Here is a 20,733-nt window from a genome sequence, read left to right on the forward strand (position 1 = left end):
CTACAAGCCGCTGCAATGGCTGGGCGGAAGCTATTCGACCATCGTGCGCGGCGTGCCCGAGCTGCTCTGGGTGCTGCTGATCTACTTCGGCACCGTCAATCTGATGCGTGGCCTGGGCGAATGGTTCGGCAATCCGGAGCTGGAGCTGAGTGCCTTCGCGGCCGGCAGCATCGCCCTTGGCCTTTGCTTCGGTGCCTATGCCACCGAAGTCTTCCGTGGCGCGCTATTGGCGATTCCCAGAGGCCATAGCGAGGCGGGCCACGCTCTCGGCCTGTCCAAGGGACGGATCTTCTGGCGGCTGATCATGCCGCAGATGTGGCGCATCGCCCTGCCCGGCCTGGGCAACCTGTTCATGATCCTGATGAAGGACACGGCGCTGATCTCGGTGATCGGCCTGGAGGAAATCATGCGGCGCTCGCAGATCGCGGTGACTTCCAGCAAGGAGCCGTTCACCTTCTACCTGGTGGCCGCTTTCATCTACCTGAGCCTGACGGTCATCGCCATGGCGGGGTTGTCCATCATGGAGAAACGCGCGAACCGTGGCTTTAGGAGGGCCGTTGCATGAACTGGGAGCTGATCATTAAATGGCTGCCGCGTCTTGCCGAAGGCGCGCTGCTGACACTGGAGCTGGTAGGCATCGCGGTGATCGCCGGGCTGCTGCTCGCCCTGCCGCTGGGCATCGCCCGCGCCTCGCGGTATTGGTACGTGCGCGCCTTTCCCTACGGCTACATCTTCTTCTTTCGCGGTACACCGCTGCTGGTGCAGTTATTCCTGGTCTATTACGGCGTGGCGCAGTTCGAGGCGATTCGTCAGGGGCCGCTCTGGCCGTACCTGCGCGATCCCTACTGGTGCGCAGTACTGACCCTGACCTTGCACACCGCGGCCTATATCGCCGAAATACTGCGCGGCGCCATCCAGGCGGTGCCCCACGGTGAAGTGGAAGCGGCGCGGGCGTTGGGAATGTCGCGGGCACAGGCGCTGTTGCATGTGATCCTGCCGCGCGCGGTGCGTATCGGACTGCCGGCCTACAGCAACGAGGTAATCCTGATGCTCAAGGCCAGCGCATTGGCCAGCACCATTACCTTACTGGAGCTGACCGGCATGGCGCGGACCATCATCGCCCGCACCTACCTGCCGGTGGAAATCTTCTTCGCCGCCGGCATGTTCTATCTGCTCGCCGCTTATGTGCTGGTGCGTGGCTTCCGCTTGCTGGAGCAGCGTCTGCGGGTGGATGCCTGTCGCTCACGCTGAGACCTGTCGGACGGCGAGGTAAGAAAGGCATCCACTTTTACTGCGCCGTCTTTCACAATACCTCGCTGAATCCCTGACGCGTGGATGCCGTCTCGATGTCTGATCTGCCCTCCTTTCGCCTGGACGATATCGATCGCCAGTTGATCGCCGCACTGCAGCTGAATGCGCGCGAGAGCGTGGCCATGCTGGCGCGCAAGCTCGGCATTGCCCGTACCACGGTGATTTCCCGACTTGCTCGCCTGGAAAAGAACAAGGTGATCACCGGCTACGGCTTGCGCCTCGGTCAGAGCGTCCTGGACGGCGGCTTGCAGGCATATGTGGGGATCACCCTGCAGCCGCGCTCGGGCAAGGAAGTGCTGCGCCGGCTCACCAACATGGCTGAGGTCCAGCAGCTCTGCACGGTGAGCGGTGAGTTCGATTTCGTCGCCTGGCTGCGCGCGGAATCGCCGGAGCGGCTCGATCAGCTTTTGGATGAAATCGGCGCGGTGGACGGCGTAGAGAAGACGACCACGTCGATCATCCTCTCCTGCAAGCTGGATCGGGGTCAGAAGCTCTGAGATATCCGCGACGGACCGGGTCCATCGCGGGATCACTCAACGACCCTGCAGGGCCTGTTCGCGAATCTGGCTCAGGCTCTGGCGCGGAGTAAGCGCTTCAGGGTCGAGGCGAATCTCGATCAGCGCCGGCCTGCCGGCTTCCACGGCGCGCTCGAAGGCAGGCGCGAACTCGACAGTACTGGCAACGACTTCGCCATGCAGGCCATAGGCTTGCGCCAGCGCGGCGAAATCCGGATTGTGCAGCTCGGTGCCGGAGACCCGGCCAGGGTAATGACGCTCCTGATGCATGCGGATGGTTCCGTACATGCCGTTGTTCACTACGATGACGATCAGGTTGGCGCCGTATTGCGCGGCGGTTGCCAGCTCCTGGCCGTTCATGAGAAAGCAGCCGTCGCCGGCAAAGGCGATCACCATACGCTCCGGCGCGGTCAGCTTGGCGGCGACCCCGGCGGGTACGCCATAACCCATCGAGCCGTTGGTGGGGCCGAGCTGGGTCCGGAATTGGCGGTATTGATAGAAGCGCTGCACCCAGACGGCGTAATTACCGGCACCGTTGGTAAGGATGGCATCGGCGGGAAGACGCTGGCGCAACCAAGCGATGATTTCCGCCATCTGAACCGGACCGGGAGAGGCGGGGCAGTCGAGGTTGGCCTGGTAGTGCTCGTTCAGGCTGCGGGTCCATGCGGCATAACCTGGCTCCTGCTGCGGCTCGAGGCCGGCAACCTGTGCGGCGAAGGCTGGCATGCCGCTGTTGATCCCCAGCGCCGGCTGGTAGACGCGGCCCAGCTCCTCGATGCCGGCATGGATGTGGATGAGTGTCTGCCGGGGCACCGGAACGTCCAGCAGGCTGTAGCCGCCCGTCGTGATTTCCCCCAGGCGCGCACCGACCACCAGCAACAGATCGGCATCGCGCACCGCCTGGGCCAACTTCGGTCCGGCAGCCAAGCCGAGATCTCCCGCATAGTTCGGGTGTCGGTTATCGAACAGATCCTGACAGCGGAAGGAGGCGGCTACCGGCAGTTTCCAGCGCTCGGCAAAACAGCGAATGTCGTCCACGGCCGCAGCATTCCAGCCGCCACCGCCGAGAATCATCAGGGGACGCTGGGCGCGCTCCAGAAGGCGGGACATTTCGCCCAGGTCGCTTGCAGACGGGTGCGCCTCGATGTGTTTGGCGGGCCCCGCATCGGAAACTTCGACGCTATCGGTCAGCATGTCCTCCGGGAGAGCCACCACGACCGGCCCCGGCCGGCCGTTGATGGCTCGGTGAAAGGCCTGGCTGATCAGCTCGGGAAGGCGTAGGGCATCGTCCACCTGGACGACCCACTTGCACAGCGGGCCGAACATGCGACGGTAGTCGATCTCCTGGAACGCTTCGCGCTCCGCCTGATCCCGGGCCACTTGGCCGATGAATAGAAGCATCGGCGTGGAATCCTGAAAAGCGGTGTGCACACCGATCGAAGCGTTGGTCGCCCCCGGGCCACGGGTGACGAAGCAGACGCCCGGCCTCCCGGTCAGCTTGCCGTACGCCTCGGCCATATAGGCCGCGCCACCTTCCTGACGGCAGACCACCAGCTCGATGTGATCCCGTGCGTCATGCAGTGCGTCCAGCGCGGCCAGGTAGCTCTCCCCCGGTACGCAAAAGGCACGCTCTACTCCATTGATGCGTAGCGCATCGACCAGAATCTGTCCGCCAGTGCGGGGGCGTATCGAATTGACCACGGGAAACTCCTGACCAGTTGGTTTGCAGGCAAGTGTAGGTATCCGCCCGTTTCCTCCGGTTCTACAGCCCCGGCACCTGCACTCGTGGATGTTTCAACGTCTCACCCCGATGACACCAAGGATCGAGACAGGCCTCAAACGAAAATATCGACTCGGTTCATTCCGATCGCGACTGAACGGTCACCGCCTGAAAACGGCACCCCGCTGGCGGAAGACGGGGCGCCAGCGAAGTGCCCTGAAAACGAAGCAGCTCCATCAGCCGAGACTGACCAGCCCCAGTTGTGCCGCACACTGCTCGAGCGAACGCCGCTGGGTCTCGGCATACAACGCCAGTTCGTCATTCACCGGAGCCCCGAGGTCACGCTCGAACTGCTCGCGGTTGGACAGTTGCGCATAGCTGCCGCGACCCTGGCCGCCCAGGTTGGACTGGAAAATCCCGGCTGCGCTGACCGGCAGGAAATCCTCGTACACCAACGGCTCGACGCTCAGGTAGCCGCCACGCAGCAGGCTCTCCAGATCGCCGGGCAAACTGCCATCCGCTTTACCGGCCATGCCCTTGTCGGTGACGAAGTAGCGGAAATAGGCGAGCCCATGGCGACGCATCAGGTCATAGTCGTCCGGGAAATCGGCGAAGTGCTCGCCGAGCACGCGCTGGTAGGTTTCCGGATCGTCTTCCCCGCGAATGACTTCGCGAGTGGATTGCAGGAGCTGGTCGTACAAGGCCCGCCCTTTCGGGCTCAGGGCCACACCACGTTGTTCGATTTCGCCGAAACGAGCCGTATGGCTGCCGGCCGTTACTCCGCCCTCGCCGATGAAGTCCACCTGCTCCTGCAGCGCCTTGAAGCTGGTCTGGCGCAGCAGAATAGGGCACTTGCGCCGCGGCGGCCCCTCGATGATCGCCTTCGGCGTGATGCCGTGGCGCGGCATGCCGGCCTGTATGGCGTCGATGTCCAAGGTTCGCGGCGTGAGGTGGTTGATGTGCGGCCCCTTGAACGCCACCACGTCGGCGATCAGCCGGTGCTGGTCATGCAACTGCCGGTAGACTTCGGCACTAACGGTCGCCTCGCGATGCCAGCGGAAAGTCTCCAGTGCCTCTTCGACGAATGTCTCTGCCTCCGCTGCGCTCAGCCCGCCCACGCGCTCGAACTGCTCGATCAGCTCCAGCACACGCGGCGTGAAGATGTTGCGCCGGGCCAGAATCGCGCGCGCCGTCTCGCGCAACGCGGGATTGTCGATCAGCTCCAGACGCAACAACGAGGTGAAGACCCGGAACGGCGAGCGCTGCAGCGCATCCTCATGAATGGCGCGGAAAGCGGTGGAATGCACCGGCACCCCAGCGCAGGACAGGTCGTAATAGCCCACCGGGTACATACCCATCACCGCGAACAACCGGCGGATGGTGGCCAGCTCTTGCGCAGTACCGACCCGGATCGCCCCGTGGCGCTCCATGTCCAGGCGCTCCATTTCACCGGTCCGGCGCAACTGCTCGGCCAGGGCCGGTTCGGCGGCGAGGGTCTGGCGGTTCACCTCGCCGACCAGCTCCAACAACGTGCCGTACAGCGGCACCTCCGCCTTGTACATCGCCGACATGGCCTGGGAGAAACGGGTGCGGATGTCATCCGGATTAACGAAAGCCTGAACGCTCATGTGAACACGACTCCTGGAGCCGCCGAGGCCGCAACCTCGGCAAAGATGGATTCCACGTGGTAATGCAAAGCCATTCTCTGCAACCGGAATATCCCTTACAAACGACTAATCCTCTTTTGATCATTCCTATAGGGAATCAAATATCGCTCATTCGAGCGCAGCCAGGCAGCGTTCGAAGATGTCGAATCCCTCCTCCAGGCAAGCGCGTTCTATAGTCAGCGGAGCCAACAGGCGGACGACATGCCGCGCCTTACCGCTGGGCATCAGCAGTAACCCCTGCTCCCGTGCAGCCACCAGCAACGCCGCCATCCGCGCCGTACCGGGTGCCCCATCCGCCGCACGCAGCTCGATACCACGCATGGCACCGACACCATTCAGACGGCCGAGCACGCCGGACCAGGGCATCCCCTGCCAACGCCGGTAGCGTTCGAGGATGATGCTCTCCTGCTGTTCGCCCCAGCCGGACAAGTTGGCGTCGCTCATCTGCTCCAGGGTGGCCAGAGCGGCGGCACAGCCCAGCGGATTCCCGGAATAGGTGCCGCCCAGCCCACCCTTGGGCAGCGCATCGAGTAGTTCGCGGCGACCAACCACTGCCGCCAGCGGCAGGCCGCCCGCCATGCTCTTGCCGAGCAGCAACAGGTCCGGCTCGATGCCCAGGCGGGAGAAGGCAAAGCGCTGGCCGGTGCGGCCGAAACCGGACTGAATCTCATCGATGATCAACACGATCCCGTTCGCGTCGCAGAAGCGACGCAAGTCTTGGGCGAAGGCCGGGTCCAGGGCCAGGAAGCCACCCTCCCCCTGCACCGCCTCGACGATGATGCAGGCCACCTCGCTCTTATCGATCTCGACGCTGAACAGACGGTCCATGGCCTGCAAGCCCTGCTCGCGCGTCACAGCGGTGTCGGCGCTGGGATACGGCAGGTGATAGACCGGCCCGGGGAGGTTGCCGACCTTCTGTTTGTAGGGCGCCACCTTGCCGTTGAGGTTGAGCGTGGCCAGAGTGCGACCATGGAACCCCCCGTCGAAGGCGATCACCGCGCTGCGTCCAGTGGCAGCGCGAACGATCTTGAGCGCGTTTTCTGCCGCCTCGGCACCGCTGTTGGTGAGCATGCCGGACAACGGATAGCTGACCGGAATGAAACGATCCAACGCATCCATCAACTGTCCGTATCCGGCATGCGGCACGGCGTTGAAAGCGGAATGCGTCAGCCGCCCAGCCTGCTCGCGTACCGCCTCGACGACCTGCGGGTTGCAATGGCCGAGGTTGAGTACGCCGATACCGCCGACGAAATCGATGTAGCGCTTGCCGTCGGTATCCCAGACTTCCGCATTGCGGCCATGGGACAAGGTGATGGGGTGGACGATGGCCAGGGACTGGCTGACATGCGCGTGGCTCATGCCGCATCCCCCTGGCTCGACAGACCGGACATGACGCCGCATGGGGAGAACGCAGACATGGACAGTTCCTCTCGCTGGGTGGTGAGGCATCTATGAAAGCGAGAGGCGAACAACCCCACAAACGAAAAAAAATCGCCGGGTCATTCCTTTTTTTCGGAAACGACGACTTTAAAGCTGACTGCGAATCCACTTCACGAAGGCACGAATCTTAGGCACTTCGGCGGCATGCTCGGCATAGGCCATGAAGTGCTTGCCGTTACTGCGCATCGGATGGTCCCAGGGGATCACCAGCTTGCTCTCCGCCAGCTCGTCTTCCACCAGATAGCGCGGCACCAACGCCACGCCACAGCCGGACTGTGCGGCGCGGATGCACATATAGAAAGTGTCGAAACGCGGGCCATGGTAGCTGTGCTCGGTTTCCAGTTCCTGGCCGAGGAACCATTCGTGCCAGGCTTCGGGACGCGAGCCGCACTGCAGCAGGACCATGCGCGTCAGGTCCAGGGCGCTGTCCAGCGGTTGCCCGGACAGGATGTCCGGTGAACAGACCGGCACCACCTCCTCGCCGAACAGCTCGATGCACTCCGCTCCCGGCCAGGTGCCCTGACCGAAGAAGAACACCACGTCGGCCTTGCCTTGCAGCAGGTCGAAAGGCTCCAGCTCGTTATGGATATCCAGGTGGATGTTCGGGTTGCTGGCACCGAAGCCCTTGAGATGCGGAATCAACCAGCGCGCGCCGAAGGTGGGCTGGGTGGCCACGGTCAGCACCTCGGTCTCTCCGCCATAGGACAGGATGTAGCGGGTGGACATCTCCACCTGATTGAGGATCTTGTTCACCTCGCCCAGGTACAGCGAGCCGGCCGGCGTCAGTTGCAGGCGCCGGCGAATGCGGCGGAACAGCAGGTGCTGAAGCATTTCTTCCAATTGCGCGACCTGCTTGCTCACCGCGCTCTGGGTCAGGTGCAGCTCTTCCGCCGCACGGGTGAAACTGAGGTGGCGGGCGACCGCCTCGAAGCATTGCAGGGCCGTCATCGACGGCATCAGGCGCTTGGACATGGATGATCTCGTAACGCGCGAATTGATGAATCCAAGGAATGACGTGGCGAATAAAGGTCGCTTGTAGGCCGCCAGCAGGCGGATTAATACTGACCCGATCCGAAATAGCAACCAACAACGAAGGAGAGCGCCATGGTCGACGGACTCTTGAGCCGCCTCGGCGTCAGTGCCAGTGCGATTACCAACGGTACCCACCCGGTCCACACTCCCATCGATGGCAGCCGGATCGGCACCGTCGCCCTCGAGGACAAAGCCGCCGTGCTGGCCCGGATCGACCGCGCCGAGCAGGCTTTCAAGGCCTGGCGCAGCGTACCGGCCCCGCGTCGTGGCGAGTTGGTCCGGCTGTTCGGCGAAGTGCTGCGCGAACACAAGGCCGACCTCGGCGAACTGGTTTCCTGGGAAGCCGGCAAGATCACCCAGGAAGGTCTGGGCGAAGTGCAGGAAATGATCGACATCTGCGACTTCGCCGTCGGTCTGTCGCGCCAGCTCTATGGCCTGACCATCGCCTCCGAGCGTCCCGGCCATCACATGCGCGAAACCTGGCACCCGCTCGGCGTGGTCGCGGTGATCAGCGCCTTCAACTTCCCCGTTGCGGTCTGGGCCTGGAACGCCACCCTGGCGTTGGTCTGCGGCAACCCGGTGATCTGGAAACCGTCGGAAAAGACCCCGCTCACCGCCCTGGCCTGCCAGGCCCTGTTCGAGCGTGCCCTGAAAGCCTTCGGCGATGCGCCGGAAGGGCTCAGCCAACTGGTCGTCGGCGACCGCGCTGCCGGCGAAGCGCTGGTGGACGATCCGCGCGTAGCCCTGGTCAGCGCCACCGGCTCCACCCGCATGGGCCGCGAAGTGGCACCGCGCGTGGCGGCTCGCTTCGGCCGCAGCATCCTCGAGCTGGGCGGCAACAACGCAATGATTCTCACCCCCAGCGCCGATCTGGACATGGCCGTGCGCGCCATTCTGTTCGGCGCGGTGGGTACCGCCGGGCAGCGCTGCACCACCCTGCGCCGCCTGATCGCCCACGAGTCGGTGAAGGACGACATCGTCGCCCGCCTCAAGGCCGCCTATTCGAAGATCCGCATCGGCCATCCGCTGCAAGGCAATCTGGTCGGCCCGCTGATCGACCGCCAGAGCTTCGATGCCATGCAGACCGCCCTGGCCAAGGCACGCGCCGAAGGCGGCCAGGTGTTCGGTGGCGAGCGCCAGTTGGAAGCGCAGTTCCCCAACGCCTACTACGTGTCGCCGGCCATCGTCGAAATGCCCGGACAGACCGAGGTGGTGCGTCACGAAACCTTCGCCCCAATCCTCTACGTCATGACCTACACGGACTTCGACGAAGCGCTGCGGATGAACAATGAAGTGCCGCAGGGCCTGTCTTCCTGCATCTTCACCACCGACGTGCGCGAGGCCGAGCAGTTCCAGAGCGCAGCGGGCAGCGACTGCGGCATCGCCAACGTCAACATCGGCACCAGCGGCGCCGAGATCGGCGGTGCCTTCGGTGGCGAAAAGGAGACCGGCGGCGGCCGCGAATCCGGCTCCGACGCCTGGAAGGCCTACATGCGCCGGCAGACCAACACGGTGAATTATTCCCGTGAGCTACCCTTGGCCCAGGGCATCGTCTTCGACTGATCGCCTACGCCGACACGCCAGATGGCCCGCTCACCCGAGCGGGCCGTTTCGCTTGTGGCATCACGTCCGTCCGAATTGTTTCCGGCTTTATCCCTCCCATTTGTCGCGGTTCGGCTTCACGACCGGCCGGCACCCCTGCTCCAGAGCCCTGCGGCAGCCCGCAAAGCGAAGCGGCACACGGACTTCCGCCTTCCTCGTTAGTTCTACAGCAACCGACCAACGGTCCCCCGCTGAGGCTCAACCTCGGATTTACTCCGCCGATAGCCAGTGAGCGTCCCAGGCCAGGGCAGGCAACTCGTGAGTGGGTCGGTGACGCCCTGGCTGTTGTGTGCCCCCCTGTGGGCGTGTGTTAGCGATCGAATCCTGCCTGGAAGTGCAATGAAGAAATCCGATTTCCTGAAAAACCGCCTGCGTCTGGCGTTGTCCGTGCTCGGCCTGCTTGTCCTGCTGGGTGCCGGCCTCTCGTACTGGCAGTGGCAGGGGCGTGACGCAACGGCCGACGCGCCAGCGTCCGGCAGCATCGAAGCGATGCTGGCCGAGCTGCACGAGTCCACTTCGCCGTGGCGCGAGCAGCGCCGCGATCTTTCCACCCTGGTCGACGACATCCGTGCCGGTCGCATCGCCACGGCCGCGCTGAGCGACGAGGCGGTCTATGTTTCCAGTCGCGATGGCGAGCGCTACTGGGTGCCGGACCAATCCGGACGCATTGGCGAGATGATCCTGCGCGACTACGGCCAGGGCAGCACCGCGCTATTCCCGGTCAGCCTGTTTGACACCGACGGCGAAGCCCCGTGGTATCGCCGCGCCTTGGTGTTCTGGCCGTTCTACCTGCTGTTCGCCGGCGCTCTGATCGTCGCTGCCCTCAAGCTGCAGCCATTCAAGGCGCAACGCAAAGGCACCGGCATTTCCTTCGACGACGTAGTTGGCGCCAGCGAAGCCAAGCAGGCATTGCAGGACGTCACCGCCTACCTGCGCGACCCCGCTGCCTTCGCCGCCCTCGGCGCGCGACCGCCCAAGGGCGTGCTGCTGACCGGCGAGCCCGGTACCGGCAAGACCCAATTGGCCAAGGCCCTGGCCACCGAGTGCAATGCCCATTTCATCCAGGTCACCGGAAGCGACTTCTCCTCGATGTACTTCGGCGTCGGCATCCAGAAGGTCAAGTCGCTGTTCCGCACCGCGCGCAAGAATGCACCGTGCATCATCTTCATCGACGAGATCGACGGCCTCGGCCGCCGCTCCGAACAGAGCCGCTCCAGTGACACCGAGAGCAACCGCATCATCAACCAGTTCCTTACCGAGCTGGACGGCTTCGAGGCTGCCGCCGGCGTGCTGGTGCTGGGCGCCACCAACTTCCCCAACTCGCTGGACCCGGCGCTGGTGCGCGAAGGCCGATTCGACCGCTCCATCGCCGTCGCCCTGCCGACCCTGGGCGAGCGCCAGGCGCTGTTCCGTCTGTATACCGGCAAAATCCGCCTGGCCGGCGAAGTGGACTTCGAGCAGTTGGCACGCAACACCGTGGGGCTGACCCCGGCGGCGATTTCCTACATCGTCAACCACGCCGCGCTGCTCGCGGCGCGGGCCAGCCAGCGGCAGGTCGAGATGAGCCATCTGGTGGACGCCATCGAAACCTGCCGCATCGGCGAGCAACCGTCGGCAGTCACCCCGCTGTCGGAGACCGACCGCACCCGCATCGCCGTACACGAAGCCGGTCACGCCCTGGTGGCCGCCGCGCTGAAGGTCGGCCGGGTGGAGAAAGTCACCATCCTGCCGCGCGGCCAAGCCCTCGGCGTGACCCTGGTGACGCCGGTGGAAGACAAGCGCCTGCACCTGGAATCCGAGCTGCGCAACCGCATCAAGATGCTGCTGGCCGGCCGCGGTGCCGAGCAGTTGCACTTCCATGAGGTGTCTTCCGGTGCCGGGCAGGATTTGCAGGAGGCCTCCAAGCTGGCGCTGTCCATGGTCGGTGCGCTGGGCATGGGGCCGAAGGGTTCGTTGCTGAGCCTGCAGGCGGTGCGTGAGGCGCATATCGACTGCGATCCGCGCGAAGCGCTGGAAGCCGCCGACGCCCTGCTGCACCAGCTCAACCAGGAATGCCTGGCCCTGCTGCAACGGCTCAAGCCGGCACTCGACCTGGTCACCCAGCGCCTGCTGGAAGAAGAAACCATCCCCGGCGAAGAAGTGCTGGCAGCCATCGAGAACCTGCCGCAGCAGGACGTCGCCGCCCTCGGCGCGCTGGTGGGCCATGGCCGGCCGCATCTGGAGCGGGTCGCCGCCTCGGCCTTCGAAGTCCCGTTGAATGGCGCTGCGCCGGATTTCGAGCCGCACGCAGAAGACGGCAGCGACGACCAGGGGGGCATGTGCCGGGCCTGACCCGGCACTCCCTCAAGGCAGGACGATCAACCGATTGGGCAGCTCGTTACGTTCGTGCGTCGCCGGCACGTGCTGCCGGAGCAACTCGCCACAACCCCGGATGCAACCGAGGAAGCCTTCCAGGGTTCGCCCGCCGCGGACCTCTGCTGTGAATACATCCACCAGCGCCTGCCAGGCACCGTCGTCGATCCGGCTGGAAATACCCCGGTCGACAATGATCTCGACGTAACGCTCCGCTTCCGAGACGAAGATCAGCATGCCGGTGCCGGCCTCGGTGTGATGCAGGTTGTGCTCGAGAAATTGCCGGCGGGCCAGATTGGCGGCCCGCCAATGCCGCACCGTGCGGGGAATCAGCCGGCTGGTCAGGGGAGGGATACGCCCCAGCAGGGCCAGCAGCGCAAAGGTCAGCCACTGCACCAGCAGCAGCTGCGCCGCACTCAGCCAGCCACCGAAGAAGTTCGCCGCGCCAGGAAGCAGCAGGGCGACGAGACTGGCCCAGAGCAACGGGATGTAGGCGTAATCGTCCGCCCGCGTCGCCAACACCGTTACCAGTTCGGCATCGGTATGGCGCTCTACCTCGGTGATCGCATCGGCCACGCGTTGCAACTCGGCTTCGCTCAATAGCGTCATCTGTCTCCTCGATTCATCCTGTTGCGCCGGCAGCGTCTCACCAGCCGCCGGAGGCACCGCCCCCGCCGAAGCCACCGCCTCCACCGCCGAAACCGCCACCCCCTCCCAAGCCGGAGCCCCGGCCCATGCCGCCGAGCAGCGCTCCCAGGAGCAAGCCCCGACCACCGCCGCCGCCAAGCAGGGCAATGACCACCAGCATCATGAAGAAGAACCCCAACGCCATGAGCCCGGGCGGTTGCCTGGCTGCCGCAGGATCGACCGAGCTGGCCAGGGGCTCGCCGCCGAGCACCTGGATCATCGCCGCCGCACCTTCGCTGATACCCCGGCTGAAGTCGCCCTGGCGGAACGCCGGCAGGATGACGCCGTTGATGATCAGGGCGGATTGCGCATCGGTCAGGCGCTCCTCGAGGCCGTAGCCGACCTCGATACGCACACGCCGCTCCTCACGGGCCACGATCAACAGGGCGCCGTTGTCCTTGCCCTTCTGGCCAATGCCCCAGTGGCGCCCCAGCGCCACGCCGAACTCTTCAATACTCCGGCCCTGCAGGTCCGGCAGCGTCACCACCACCACCTGCTCGCCCGTGGCCTGCTCGTGGGCAGCGAGCATGCCGGACAAGCGTTGTTCGACTGCCGGATCGAGCATGTCCGCCCGGTCCACCACACGGCCGGTCAACGGCGGAAACGTCGGCTCCGCCGCCTGCACCCGGACAAGGCCACAGAGCAGCAGAACGGCCAGGCACAGAAGGGCGCGAAGGCGCATCAGAACTTCACTTGCGGCGCCTGTTCCGCATCCTTGGCGGTGGCCTCGAAGCTCTCGCGGATCGGCATATCGCTGTACAGAATCATGTGCCAGATCCGACCGGGAAAGGTGCGGATTTCCGTGTTGTAGCGCTCGACCGCCGCGATGAAATCACGCCGGGCCACGGCGATCCGGTTCTCGGTGCCTTCCAGTTGCGATTGCAGGGCGAGAAAGTTCTGGTTCGCCTTAAGGTCGGGGTAACGCTCGGACACCGCCATCAACCGGCTCAGGGCCCCGGTGAGCTGGGCCTGGGCCTGCTGGAACTGCTGCAGTCGCTGGGGATCGTCGAGGGTATTGGCATCCACCTGAATGGAAGTCGCCTTGGCCCGCGCCTCCACCACCGCGGTCAGGGTTTCCTGCTCGTGGCTGGCGTAACCCTTGACCGTTTCCACCAGGTTGGGAATCAGGTCGGCCCGACGCTGGTACTGGTTTTCCACCTGCGCCCAGGCCGCCTTCACTTGCTCGTCGTAACGCGGAATGTTGTTGATGCCGCAGCCGGTCAGCAAGGCTGCCAGCCAGAGCAGAGGAATCAGTCGCCAGGTCGCCTTCCACGTCGTCCGCATCGTTGTCTCCCGGTTGGTTCGACAGTTCGTTAGGCCGTCGAAGTCGGCGAGAGTTTAGCCGATGGGTTTCCCCGCTTCCGTCGAATCGCGCTCAGACCACCCCTGCCTCGCGTAGCGCGGCGATACGTTCGGGGCTCAAGCCCAGCATCTCGCCGAGCACCCGTTCGGTGTGCTCGCCCAGCAGTGGCGGGGCGTTACGGTATTGCACCGGCGTTTCGGAGAGGCGGATCGGGCTGGCCACCTGGGGCACCGTGCCGGCCAGGGGATGCGACAACTCGACGCGCAACCCGCGAGCCTGGACCTGCGGGTCGGCGAACACCTGAGCCAAGTCATTGATCGGCCCGCACGGCACCCCGGCTTCTTCCAGCAAGGCGACCCATTGCGCGGTGGTCTTGAACACCGTGGCCTGGCGGATCAGCGGAATCAGCTCGGCGCGATGGGCGACACGGGCCTGGTTGGTGGAAAAACGCGGGTCGTCGGCCCACTCCCGGAAGCCGGCGACCTCGCAGAACTTGCGGAACTGACTGTCGTTGCCCACGGTGAGGATGATGTCGCCGTCGGCCGTGGGGAAATCCTGGTAAGGCACGATGTTCGGGTGGGCATTGCCCAGCCGCCGGGGCGGTACGCCAGTAGTCAGGTAGTTCATCGCCTGGTTGGCCAGGCAGGCGACCTGAACATCGAGCAAGGCCATGTCGATGTGCTGGCCGATGCCGGTCTGATCGCGATGGTTCAGGGCGGCGAGCACCGCCACGGTGGAATACAGGCCAGTGAGAATGTCGGTCAACGCCACGCCCACCTTCACCGGGCCGGCACCCTCCTCGCCCTCCGGCCGTCCGGTCAGGCTCATCAGCCCGCCCAGTCCCTGGATCATGAAGTCGTAGCCGGCACGCTTGGCGTAAGGGCCGTTCTGTCCGAAGCCGGTGATGGAGCAGTAGATCAACTGCGGATTGAGCGCCTTGAGCGATGCGTAGTCGAGCCCATAGGCCGCCAGCCCGCCGACCTTGAAGTTCTCCAGCACCACATCGGCCTTGACGGCCAGCTCGCGGACCAGTCGCTGGCCTTCCGGCTGGGTGAAGTCCACCGTCACCGACTGTTTGTTGCGATTGGCCGACAGGTAATACGCCGCCTCGCGGGTGTTTTCGCCCTGCGCATCCTTGAGGAACGGAGGGCCCCAGTGGCGGGTGTCGTCACCGACGCCAGGGCGCTCGATCTTGATCACCTCGGCGCCGAGGTCGGCCAGGATCTGCCCGGCCCAGGGCCCGGCCAGCACGCGGGAAAGATCGAGCACACGGATATGGGACAGTGCGGACATAAGCGGGCCTCAAGCTGCAGGCTTCAAGCGACACGAGTTGCCGCCCGGTTCGGCGGCAGAACGCCTGGCGCCTGGTGATAGTCGGTTCGGAAGCCGCGAGCCCGTACCGCTTTCTTGCAGCTCGAGGCTCGGCTTGTCGCTGCTCTTAGAAGAACGCCTGGATACCGGTCTGGGCGCGACCAAGAATCAGCGCGTGGACATCGTGGGTGCCCTCGTAGGTGTTCACCACTTCGAGGTTCACCAGATGGCGGGCCACGCCGAATTCGTCGCTGATGCCATTGCCGCCCAGCATGTCGCGGGCCATACGGGCGATATCCAGGGCCTTGCCGCAGCTGTTGCGCTTCATGATCGAGGTGATTTCCACCGCCGCGGTACCTTCGTCTTTCATCCGGCCTAGGCGCAGGCAGCCTTGCAGGGCCAGAGTGATCTCGGTCTGCATGTCCGCCAGCTTCTTCTGGATCAGTTGGTTGGCCGCCAGCGGACGGCCGAACTGTTGGCGGTCCAGGGTGTACTGACGCGCGGTGTGCCAGCAGAATTCGGCGGCACCCAGCGCACCCCAGGAAATCCCGTAGCGGGCCGAGTTCAGGCAGGTGAAGGGTCCCTTCAGGCCGCGCACCTCGGGGAAGGCGTTCTCTTCGGGGACGAACACGTTGTCCATGACGATCTCGCCGGTGATGGATGCACGCAGGCCGACCTTACCGTGGATCGCCGGGGCGCTCAGGCCCTCCCAACCTTTTTCCAGGACGAAGCCACGGATATCGCCGGCATCGTCCTTGGCCCAGACCACGAATACGTCGGCGATCGGGCTGTTGGTGATCCACATCTTGCTGCCGCTCAGGCGGTAGCCACCGTCCACCTTCTTCGCCCGGGTCACCATCGAGCCCGGGTCGGAGCCGTGGTTGGGTTCGGTCAGGCCGAAGCAACCGATCCATTCGCCGCTGGCCAGCTTGGGCAGGTACTTCTGCTTCTGCGCCTCGGAGCCGAATTCGAAGATCGGCACCATCACCAGGGAAGACTGCACACTCATCATCGAGCGATAGCCGGAATCGATGCGTTCGACCTCGCGGGCGATCAGGCCGTAGCACACGTAGTTCAGACCGCTGCCACCGTATTCGGCGGGAATGGTCGCGCCGAGCAGGCCGGTCTCGCCCATCTCGCGGAAAATCGCCGGGTCGGTGCGCTCATGGCGGAAGGCTTCCAGCACGCGCGGAGCCAGCTTGTCCTGGGCGAACTGCGCGGCGCTGTCGCGCACCATGCGCTCTTCTTCGGTCAGTTGCTGATCGAGCAGCAGCGGGTCGATCCAGTTGAAGCTTGCTTTGGCCATGGGAAACCTCGTCGGGCAGTGGCGGGAAGCGGGAAGCCGCTCCATTCGATGCCCTGATGCTAGGCAACGACGGAGAAGAGGGCAAACGACGATTTCGCACGCTATTGTGCGTTTTACTCACTTCGAGATAGCGTTAAGGCTATCTTTCATTCATTTCACTTGAGCCGACCGCATAGATGCGCCGCAAGATTCCCAGCACCGCCGCCCTCCTCGCCTTCGAGGCCGCAGCCCGCCACGAAAGCTTCACCAAGGCTGCCGACGAGTTGAGTCTGACCCAGAGCGCCATCTGCCGGCAGATCGGTGCGCTGGAAGAGTTCCTCGGCATCGAGTTGTTCCGCCGCTCGCGACGCGGCGTGAAGCTGACCGAGGCGGGCCTTTCCTACAGCCGGCGGGTGGCCGCGCAACTGGATGCGGTGGAGCGTGACACCCTGTCGGTGATGGGCCAGCACGGCGCCGGCCGACTCGAACTGGCGGTGGTGCCGACCTTCGGCACGCAATGGCTGTTACCCCGGCTGAAACGCTTCCAGGCGCTGCATCCAGAGGTCACGGTGAACCTGACCAACCGCACCCGTCCTTTCCTGTTCGCCGATACCGAGTTCGATGCTGCGCTCCATTTCGGCGATGGCGACTGGTCGGGTACCGAGGCGCATTTCCTGATGCCGGAGAATTCGATGCCGGTATGCAGCCCCGCCTTGCTGGCGGGCCGTGCGCAACTCGACGCCGAAGAAATCGCCCGGCGGCCGCTCTTGCAACAGACCACCCGCCCCTATGCCTGGCGGCAGTGGTTCGATTCGCTGGGAATGAACGTGGCGCGGGACATGACCGGGCCTCGCTATGAACTGTTTTCCATGCTCGCCCAAGCCGCCGAGCACGAAATGGGTGTGGCATTGATCCCGCCGTTCCTGATCCAACGCGAGCTGCGTGAAGGCCGGCTGGTGGTGGCGATGGAGCACGCCAGTCACAGCGACAAGGCGTATTACCTGATCATCCCGGAGCGCAAGGTGGAATCAGCGGCGCTGCGAGCCTTCCGCGACTGGCTGGTGGAAGAGGCGCGGCGCTACCGGGAGGAGAACCCCGCCGAGGTCATCGCCCCCGGCGGAGCGGCCCGCGGGATCAGCCGCCGGCCTTGAGGGTCAGCCGTGCGTTCACCTTGCCGGTGCTGGCCCGGTCGAGGCTGACCTCGGCCAGTCGCACGCCCTGTGCCTGCAACTCACCGAACCAGCGCAGCATGGCGGCGAACGGTGCTTCGGCCAGGCTGACCAACAACCCTTCGGAATCGCTGTCGAAACGCTCCACCACCAACCCGTGCTGCTGGGCGGTACGCGTAACCAGCCCTTGCAGTTGCTCGGCCTCCAGGCTGACCTGGGGCTTGGCGGAAATCTGGCGAGCCGCCTCCGCATTGCTTTGCAGGTAGGCATTCAGCTCCCGCTGCTGCTGGTAGTAATTGCGAGCGTCCTTGAGTTCACGAGCGGCCGGCTGCCAGATGCTCAGGTAGAGCACCACGCCGATCAGGAACGCGCCGAGCAGCCCGAGCGCCATACGTTCGCGCGGCGCCATCTGCTGCCAACGTTGCCAGAGCGGCGAACTGGTCGCGCGCTCGCTGAATTGCTGTCGAAGTTGAACGAGTGCCTGCATGACTTCAGCTTCCTATGACGACACGGGCGGTCACGCCGCCTTCTTCACGGCTGGCGGAGCCCATCTGCACCGCGAGGCCGGCCTCGCTGAGCCGCTGGCGCAACTGCTCCAACTCGGAAAAATCGCTGGCCCGCACCTGCAGGGCCAGATCGCCCCGGTTCTCGCTGTAATCCAGTTGGATCAGGGTCAGGTTCGGCGCTTGCAGCGGGCCGGCGACCTGATCGAGCAGGTGCAGGAACTGCCCGGAACCCGACGCGGCGCCCTGGGCCAAGTGCTCGGCGAACTGGGCACGCAAATTGACGATGCGCGTGTCCTCGGGGAACAGCTCGCGGTACAACGCCTGACTTTCGGCGGAGTAGGCATCGCCCTGGCGCTCTAGGTACCAGGCCTGAGCCAGGTTGAAGCCGACCTGCAGAACCAGCCAGAGGCCGGCGACGGCCAGCAGCGGCTTCCACTGCTCCAGACTGCCGCCTTCCTGGCGCACGGCGAACTCGGCCTGGGCCAGGTCGACCGCCAGTGAGCGGCCATCGGCCAGGAAGCGGTAAGGCTCGATCACCCGGCGGTACTCGCCGACTTCCAGCGGAGGCTCTTCCGTCTCGCCGTACAGATGGAAGGGCAGCGGCAACTGATCCGCCAGCATCGGCCAGTCCTCCGCGGCGACCGCCAGACGCGCTTCGCTCACACCACCGACCAGCGCCCGATCACCCAACACCAGCACCTGGGTGCCGTCGCGCGGCAACAGGTCGGCATCCACATGCACCGCACCGACCTTCAACCCCTGTGCCTCCAGTTGCGCCAGCCAGCCGGCCAGCAGGCTGCGGCGCAGCGCGATGACCCGGTAACGGCCGTCGGACAGTCGCTCGCCCAGCGCCAGATGCAGCTGATCGACGTCCTCGGCGAGCAGCTCCTCCACCGCGTAGGGCAAAGCCTGGCGCAGCCAACGCGCCTTCTGCGTCGGCAGGGCGACCGCCAGGGCGCTGCACACTTCGGCCGGTAGCACCAGGGCGACTGCCCGGCCCTGAACGGCTTCGGCGCAGTCCTCGAGACTCATCCTGGCGCCCTCGCCTCCGGCGGGCAGGTGGTATACGCGGAGGCCCGCGCTCAACTCCGGCCCGCAATCGGGCGGCAGAAACAGGCAGTCCATGGTGTTCATTCTTCGTCACCTCGTTGGGCCACCGGCAGAATTGCCTGCCGGCCCAGATTGCGTTGCAGCACGCGGATGCGGCCGGTGTTCTCACGCTGCAGCAGGCTGACCAGCACCTGCTTGCGGTCGGCCACCCGCACCTCGCTGATGGCCAGGAAATAATTGCTGCCCACGGACAGCTTCTGGTTCTGCTGCCCAGCCCCCGCCAGGGCCGGCTGGCTGATGAAGGCATTCAGGTCGCGATAGCCTTCCTCACGCCGCCCTGCAACCAGTTCCTCGCCCACGCTGGGGTTCGGCGGGTTGACCAGGGTGGCCAGCACCATGGCGCTGGCGGTATTGACGTTCAGTGCCGTGCCGGCTGGCAGCGCCGTGACATAGGGAGCCAGGCGGCGGAATTCCAGGTCGCTCATGCCAAGCAGCAGGCGCAGTTCGGAAACGTCGGTCAACTCCCGGTTGGCCGTGCGGTACGGTGGGTCGAGCAGCAGATACTGGTTATCCTCGGCCCCCTGCTCGCCGCGCGGTTCCTGATCGGCATCCAGCCAGTCGACCAGGCGATCGGCGTAGCCCGGCTGCAGGCCCAGCAGCATCAGCAGACGTTGGAACTGCTGGTAGGCCGGCTGGTTGAGCTGCCGCTGCTGGACCAGATTGTTCAGGTTGAAGCGGCCGGTCGGGTCCTCGATGCGCACGGCGATTTCGCCCTGGTCGATGGGGAATACCGGCAGCGGTTTGGCCCAAGCCTCGCGCAGATGATCGACCGGCTGCTGCGGGTTGCTGCCAGGCGTTTTCAGATCGCGGCTCAGGATCGCCTGCGCCAGCGCTTCGCCGCCCAAGGCGTAGTGCCAGGCCTGCCGCGCCTGCATCTGGTTGGACGTGCTGCGTATCGCCAGTTGCTGGCGGGCGATCAAGCCGGCACAGACCACCGTGACGATGGCCACCACCAGCAGCACCGTGATCAGGGCGACGCCCCGTTGCGCGTGCCTCATCCAGCATCGCCCTCCGGCTCCGGCTGCGCTCCGCCGTCGCTCCCTTCCTGGCCATCGCCGCCTTCTTGCTCGCCGCCACCGCCTTGTTGCGCCGAGGACTCGGCCGGCGCGTCCGGCAGGCGCAGCAGGCGGGTCAGCTCACCGTAGCGACGGTGCTGCAACTTGATCTCGACGGCCTGGGGAAGGCGGCTACGCTCCCGCTCGCTTTCGCCACTCTGCTCCGGCGGCCAGAGGGTCTGCCACTGGTTTTCCTTGTCCAGATAGCGCAACTCCATGGCCGTGACGCCTTCCAGCACCTTCTGCACCCGCGGCTGGGTGTCCACCGCCTGGTCCAGCGGGACCCAATAGACCCGCTCCAGGGTCTCGCCGGCCAGACGCCAGCGCACCCGCTGCAATTGCGAGCGCGATTGCCCGGTGGGGTTGCGCCAGCCGCTGCGGGTCAGCTCGATGGCGGCCGAACCGTCCAGCGTGCGCTGTTCACCAAGGAAGGCGCCACGCTGGTCGCCATAGGCATCGCGCACCGGCCGGGCGATGACTTGTGACAGGTCGCGCTCCAACGCCCAGAAGGCACGGGCCAGTTCGCGCAGGTTCTGCTCCTGGACACGGGTCGCCTCGTCGCTGTGCAGCACGCTTTCCAGCATGCGGTAGGTGCCCAGGCTGAGCAGTGCGAAGATCGCGATGGCGATCAGCAGCTCCAACAGGGTGAAACCACGGACGGTCCTGAT

19 protein-coding genes are annotated in these 20,733 nt (G+C 65.1%); 6 read left to right on the top strand and 13 right to left on the bottom strand.

Annotated features, from left to right (window positions below; genetic code table 11):
* The 3 genes from BZL41_RS14995 to BZL41_RS15005 all read left to right on the top strand — a co-directional run.
* On the top strand, positions 1 to 565 hold a 565-nt coding region (locus tag BZL41_RS14995; protein ID WP_143518097.1), incomplete at its 5' end, for an ABC transporter permease.
* Positions 562 to 1,251 (top strand): ABC transporter permease, encoded by a 690-nt coding sequence (locus BZL41_RS15000; protein WP_095600040.1) that lies wholly within the window; start codon positions 562 to 564, stop codon positions 1,249 to 1,251. The genes BZL41_RS14995 and BZL41_RS15000, both read left to right, overlap by 4 nt.
* Positions 1,252 to 1,346: 95 nt before the next feature.
* The gene (locus BZL41_RS15005; protein WP_084338704.1) at positions 1,347 to 1,808 is read left to right on the top strand and encodes an Lrp/AsnC family transcriptional regulator; all 462 of its coding nucleotides are present in this window, start codon (positions 1,347 to 1,349) and stop codon (positions 1,806 to 1,808) included.
* A gap of 36 nt (positions 1,809 to 1,844) precedes the next feature.
* On the opposite strand, the gene BZL41_RS15010 is transcribed toward BZL41_RS15005, so the two are convergent.
* From BZL41_RS15010 to BZL41_RS15025, 4 genes are all read right to left on the bottom strand, one after another.
* Positions 1,845 to 3,527, bottom strand: coding sequence for a thiamine pyrophosphate-binding protein (locus BZL41_RS15010; protein ID WP_095600041.1), 1,683 nt, complete (start codon positions 3,525 to 3,527; stop codon positions 1,845 to 1,847).
* A 255-nt stretch (positions 3,528 to 3,782) separates the two neighbouring features.
* Positions 3,783 to 5,174, bottom strand: coding sequence for a VOC family protein (locus BZL41_RS15015; RefSeq protein ID WP_095600042.1), 1,392 nt, complete (start codon positions 5,172 to 5,174; stop codon positions 3,783 to 3,785).
* A gap of 147 nt (positions 5,175 to 5,321) precedes the next feature.
* Positions 5,322 to 6,572: an aspartate aminotransferase family protein gene (locus tag BZL41_RS15020; RefSeq protein ID WP_095600043.1), complete on the bottom strand. Its 1,251-nt coding sequence runs from the start codon at positions 6,570 to 6,572 to the stop codon at positions 5,322 to 5,324.
* 168 nt (positions 6,573 to 6,740) lie between these two features.
* Complete coding sequence (locus BZL41_RS15025; protein ID WP_095600044.1) at positions 6,741 to 7,625, bottom strand: LysR substrate-binding domain-containing protein; 885 nt, start codon at positions 7,623 to 7,625, stop codon at positions 6,741 to 6,743.
* 132 nt (positions 7,626 to 7,757) lie between these two features.
* Here BZL41_RS15025 and BZL41_RS15030 point away from each other — a divergent pair, with 132 nt between their 5' ends.
* Together BZL41_RS15030 and BZL41_RS15035 are read left to right on the top strand one after the other, a co-directional pair.
* The gene (locus BZL41_RS15030) at positions 7,758 to 9,248 is read left to right on the top strand and encodes an aldehyde dehydrogenase family protein (protein ID WP_095600045.1); all 1,491 of its coding nucleotides are present in this window, start codon (positions 7,758 to 7,760) and stop codon (positions 9,246 to 9,248) included.
* A gap of 378 nt (positions 9,249 to 9,626) precedes the next feature.
* On the top strand, positions 9,627 to 11,618 hold the full coding sequence (locus BZL41_RS15035; RefSeq protein ID WP_095600046.1) for an AAA family ATPase: 1,992 nt from the start codon (positions 9,627 to 9,629) through the stop codon (positions 11,616 to 11,618).
* A gap of 12 nt (positions 11,619 to 11,630) precedes the next feature.
* Here BZL41_RS15035 and BZL41_RS15040 read toward each other — a convergent pair whose 3' ends face one another.
* The 5 genes from BZL41_RS15040 to BZL41_RS15060 all read right to left on the bottom strand — a co-directional run bounded on the left by BZL41_RS15040 (position 11,631) and on the right by BZL41_RS15060 (position 16,246).
* Positions 11,631 to 12,248, bottom strand: coding sequence for a TPM domain-containing protein (locus BZL41_RS15040; protein ID WP_095600047.1), 618 nt, complete (start codon positions 12,246 to 12,248; stop codon positions 11,631 to 11,633).
* Between the two features lie 37 nt (positions 12,249 to 12,285).
* The gene (locus BZL41_RS15045; protein ID WP_095600048.1) at positions 12,286 to 13,008 is read right to left on the bottom strand and encodes a YgcG family protein; all 723 of its coding nucleotides are present in this window, start codon (positions 13,006 to 13,008) and stop codon (positions 12,286 to 12,288) included.
* Positions 13,008 to 13,610: a LemA family protein gene (locus BZL41_RS15050; RefSeq protein ID WP_084338686.1), complete on the bottom strand. Its 603-nt coding sequence runs from the start codon at positions 13,608 to 13,610 to the stop codon at positions 13,008 to 13,010. The genes BZL41_RS15045 and BZL41_RS15050 overlap by 1 nt, the downstream gene beginning before the upstream one ends.
* A 91-nt stretch (positions 13,611 to 13,701) precedes the next feature.
* Positions 13,702 to 14,922, bottom strand: a complete 1,221-nt coding sequence (locus tag BZL41_RS15055) for a CaiB/BaiF CoA-transferase family protein (RefSeq protein ID WP_095600049.1) — start codon at positions 14,920 to 14,922, stop codon at positions 13,702 to 13,704.
* A gap of 145 nt (positions 14,923 to 15,067) precedes the next feature.
* Positions 15,068 to 16,246, bottom strand: coding sequence for an acyl-CoA dehydrogenase (locus tag BZL41_RS15060; protein WP_084338682.1), 1,179 nt, complete (start codon positions 16,244 to 16,246; stop codon positions 15,068 to 15,070).
* Between the two features lie 176 nt (positions 16,247 to 16,422).
* On the opposite strand from BZL41_RS15060, the gene gcvA reads away from it, so the two are divergent.
* Entirely contained in the window at positions 16,423 to 17,376 is a 954-nt protein-coding gene (gene gcvA / locus BZL41_RS15065) for a LysR family transcriptional regulator (RefSeq protein WP_095600050.1), read from the top strand.
* On the opposite strand, the gene BZL41_RS15070 is transcribed toward gcvA, so the two are convergent.
* From BZL41_RS15070 to gspJ, 4 genes are read right to left on the bottom strand one after another with little or no spacing between them, the layout of a single operon-like run.
* Entirely contained in the window at positions 17,360 to 17,881 is a 522-nt protein-coding gene (locus BZL41_RS15070) for a type II secretion system protein M (protein WP_095600051.1), read from the bottom strand. The genes gcvA and BZL41_RS15070 overlap by 17 nt on opposite strands.
* A 4-nt stretch (positions 17,882 to 17,885) precedes the next feature.
* Positions 17,886 to 19,025, bottom strand: a complete 1,140-nt coding sequence (gspL, locus tag BZL41_RS15075) for a type II secretion system protein GspL (protein WP_095600089.1) — start codon at positions 19,023 to 19,025, stop codon at positions 17,886 to 17,888.
* A gap of 5 nt (positions 19,026 to 19,030) precedes the next feature.
* Entirely contained in the window at positions 19,031 to 20,008 is a 978-nt protein-coding gene (gene gspK, locus BZL41_RS15080; protein ID WP_095600052.1) for a type II secretion system minor pseudopilin GspK, read from the bottom strand.
* Entirely contained in the window at positions 20,005 to 20,733 is a 729-nt protein-coding gene (gene gspJ, locus BZL41_RS15085; protein WP_095600090.1) for a type II secretion system minor pseudopilin GspJ, read from the bottom strand. Before gspJ ends, gspK begins: the two co-directional genes overlap by 4 nt.

The organism is Pseudomonas sp. PIC25, from assembly GCF_002286785.1.
Classification (GTDB): Bacteria; Pseudomonadota; Gammaproteobacteria; order Pseudomonadales; family Pseudomonadaceae; genus Pseudomonas_M.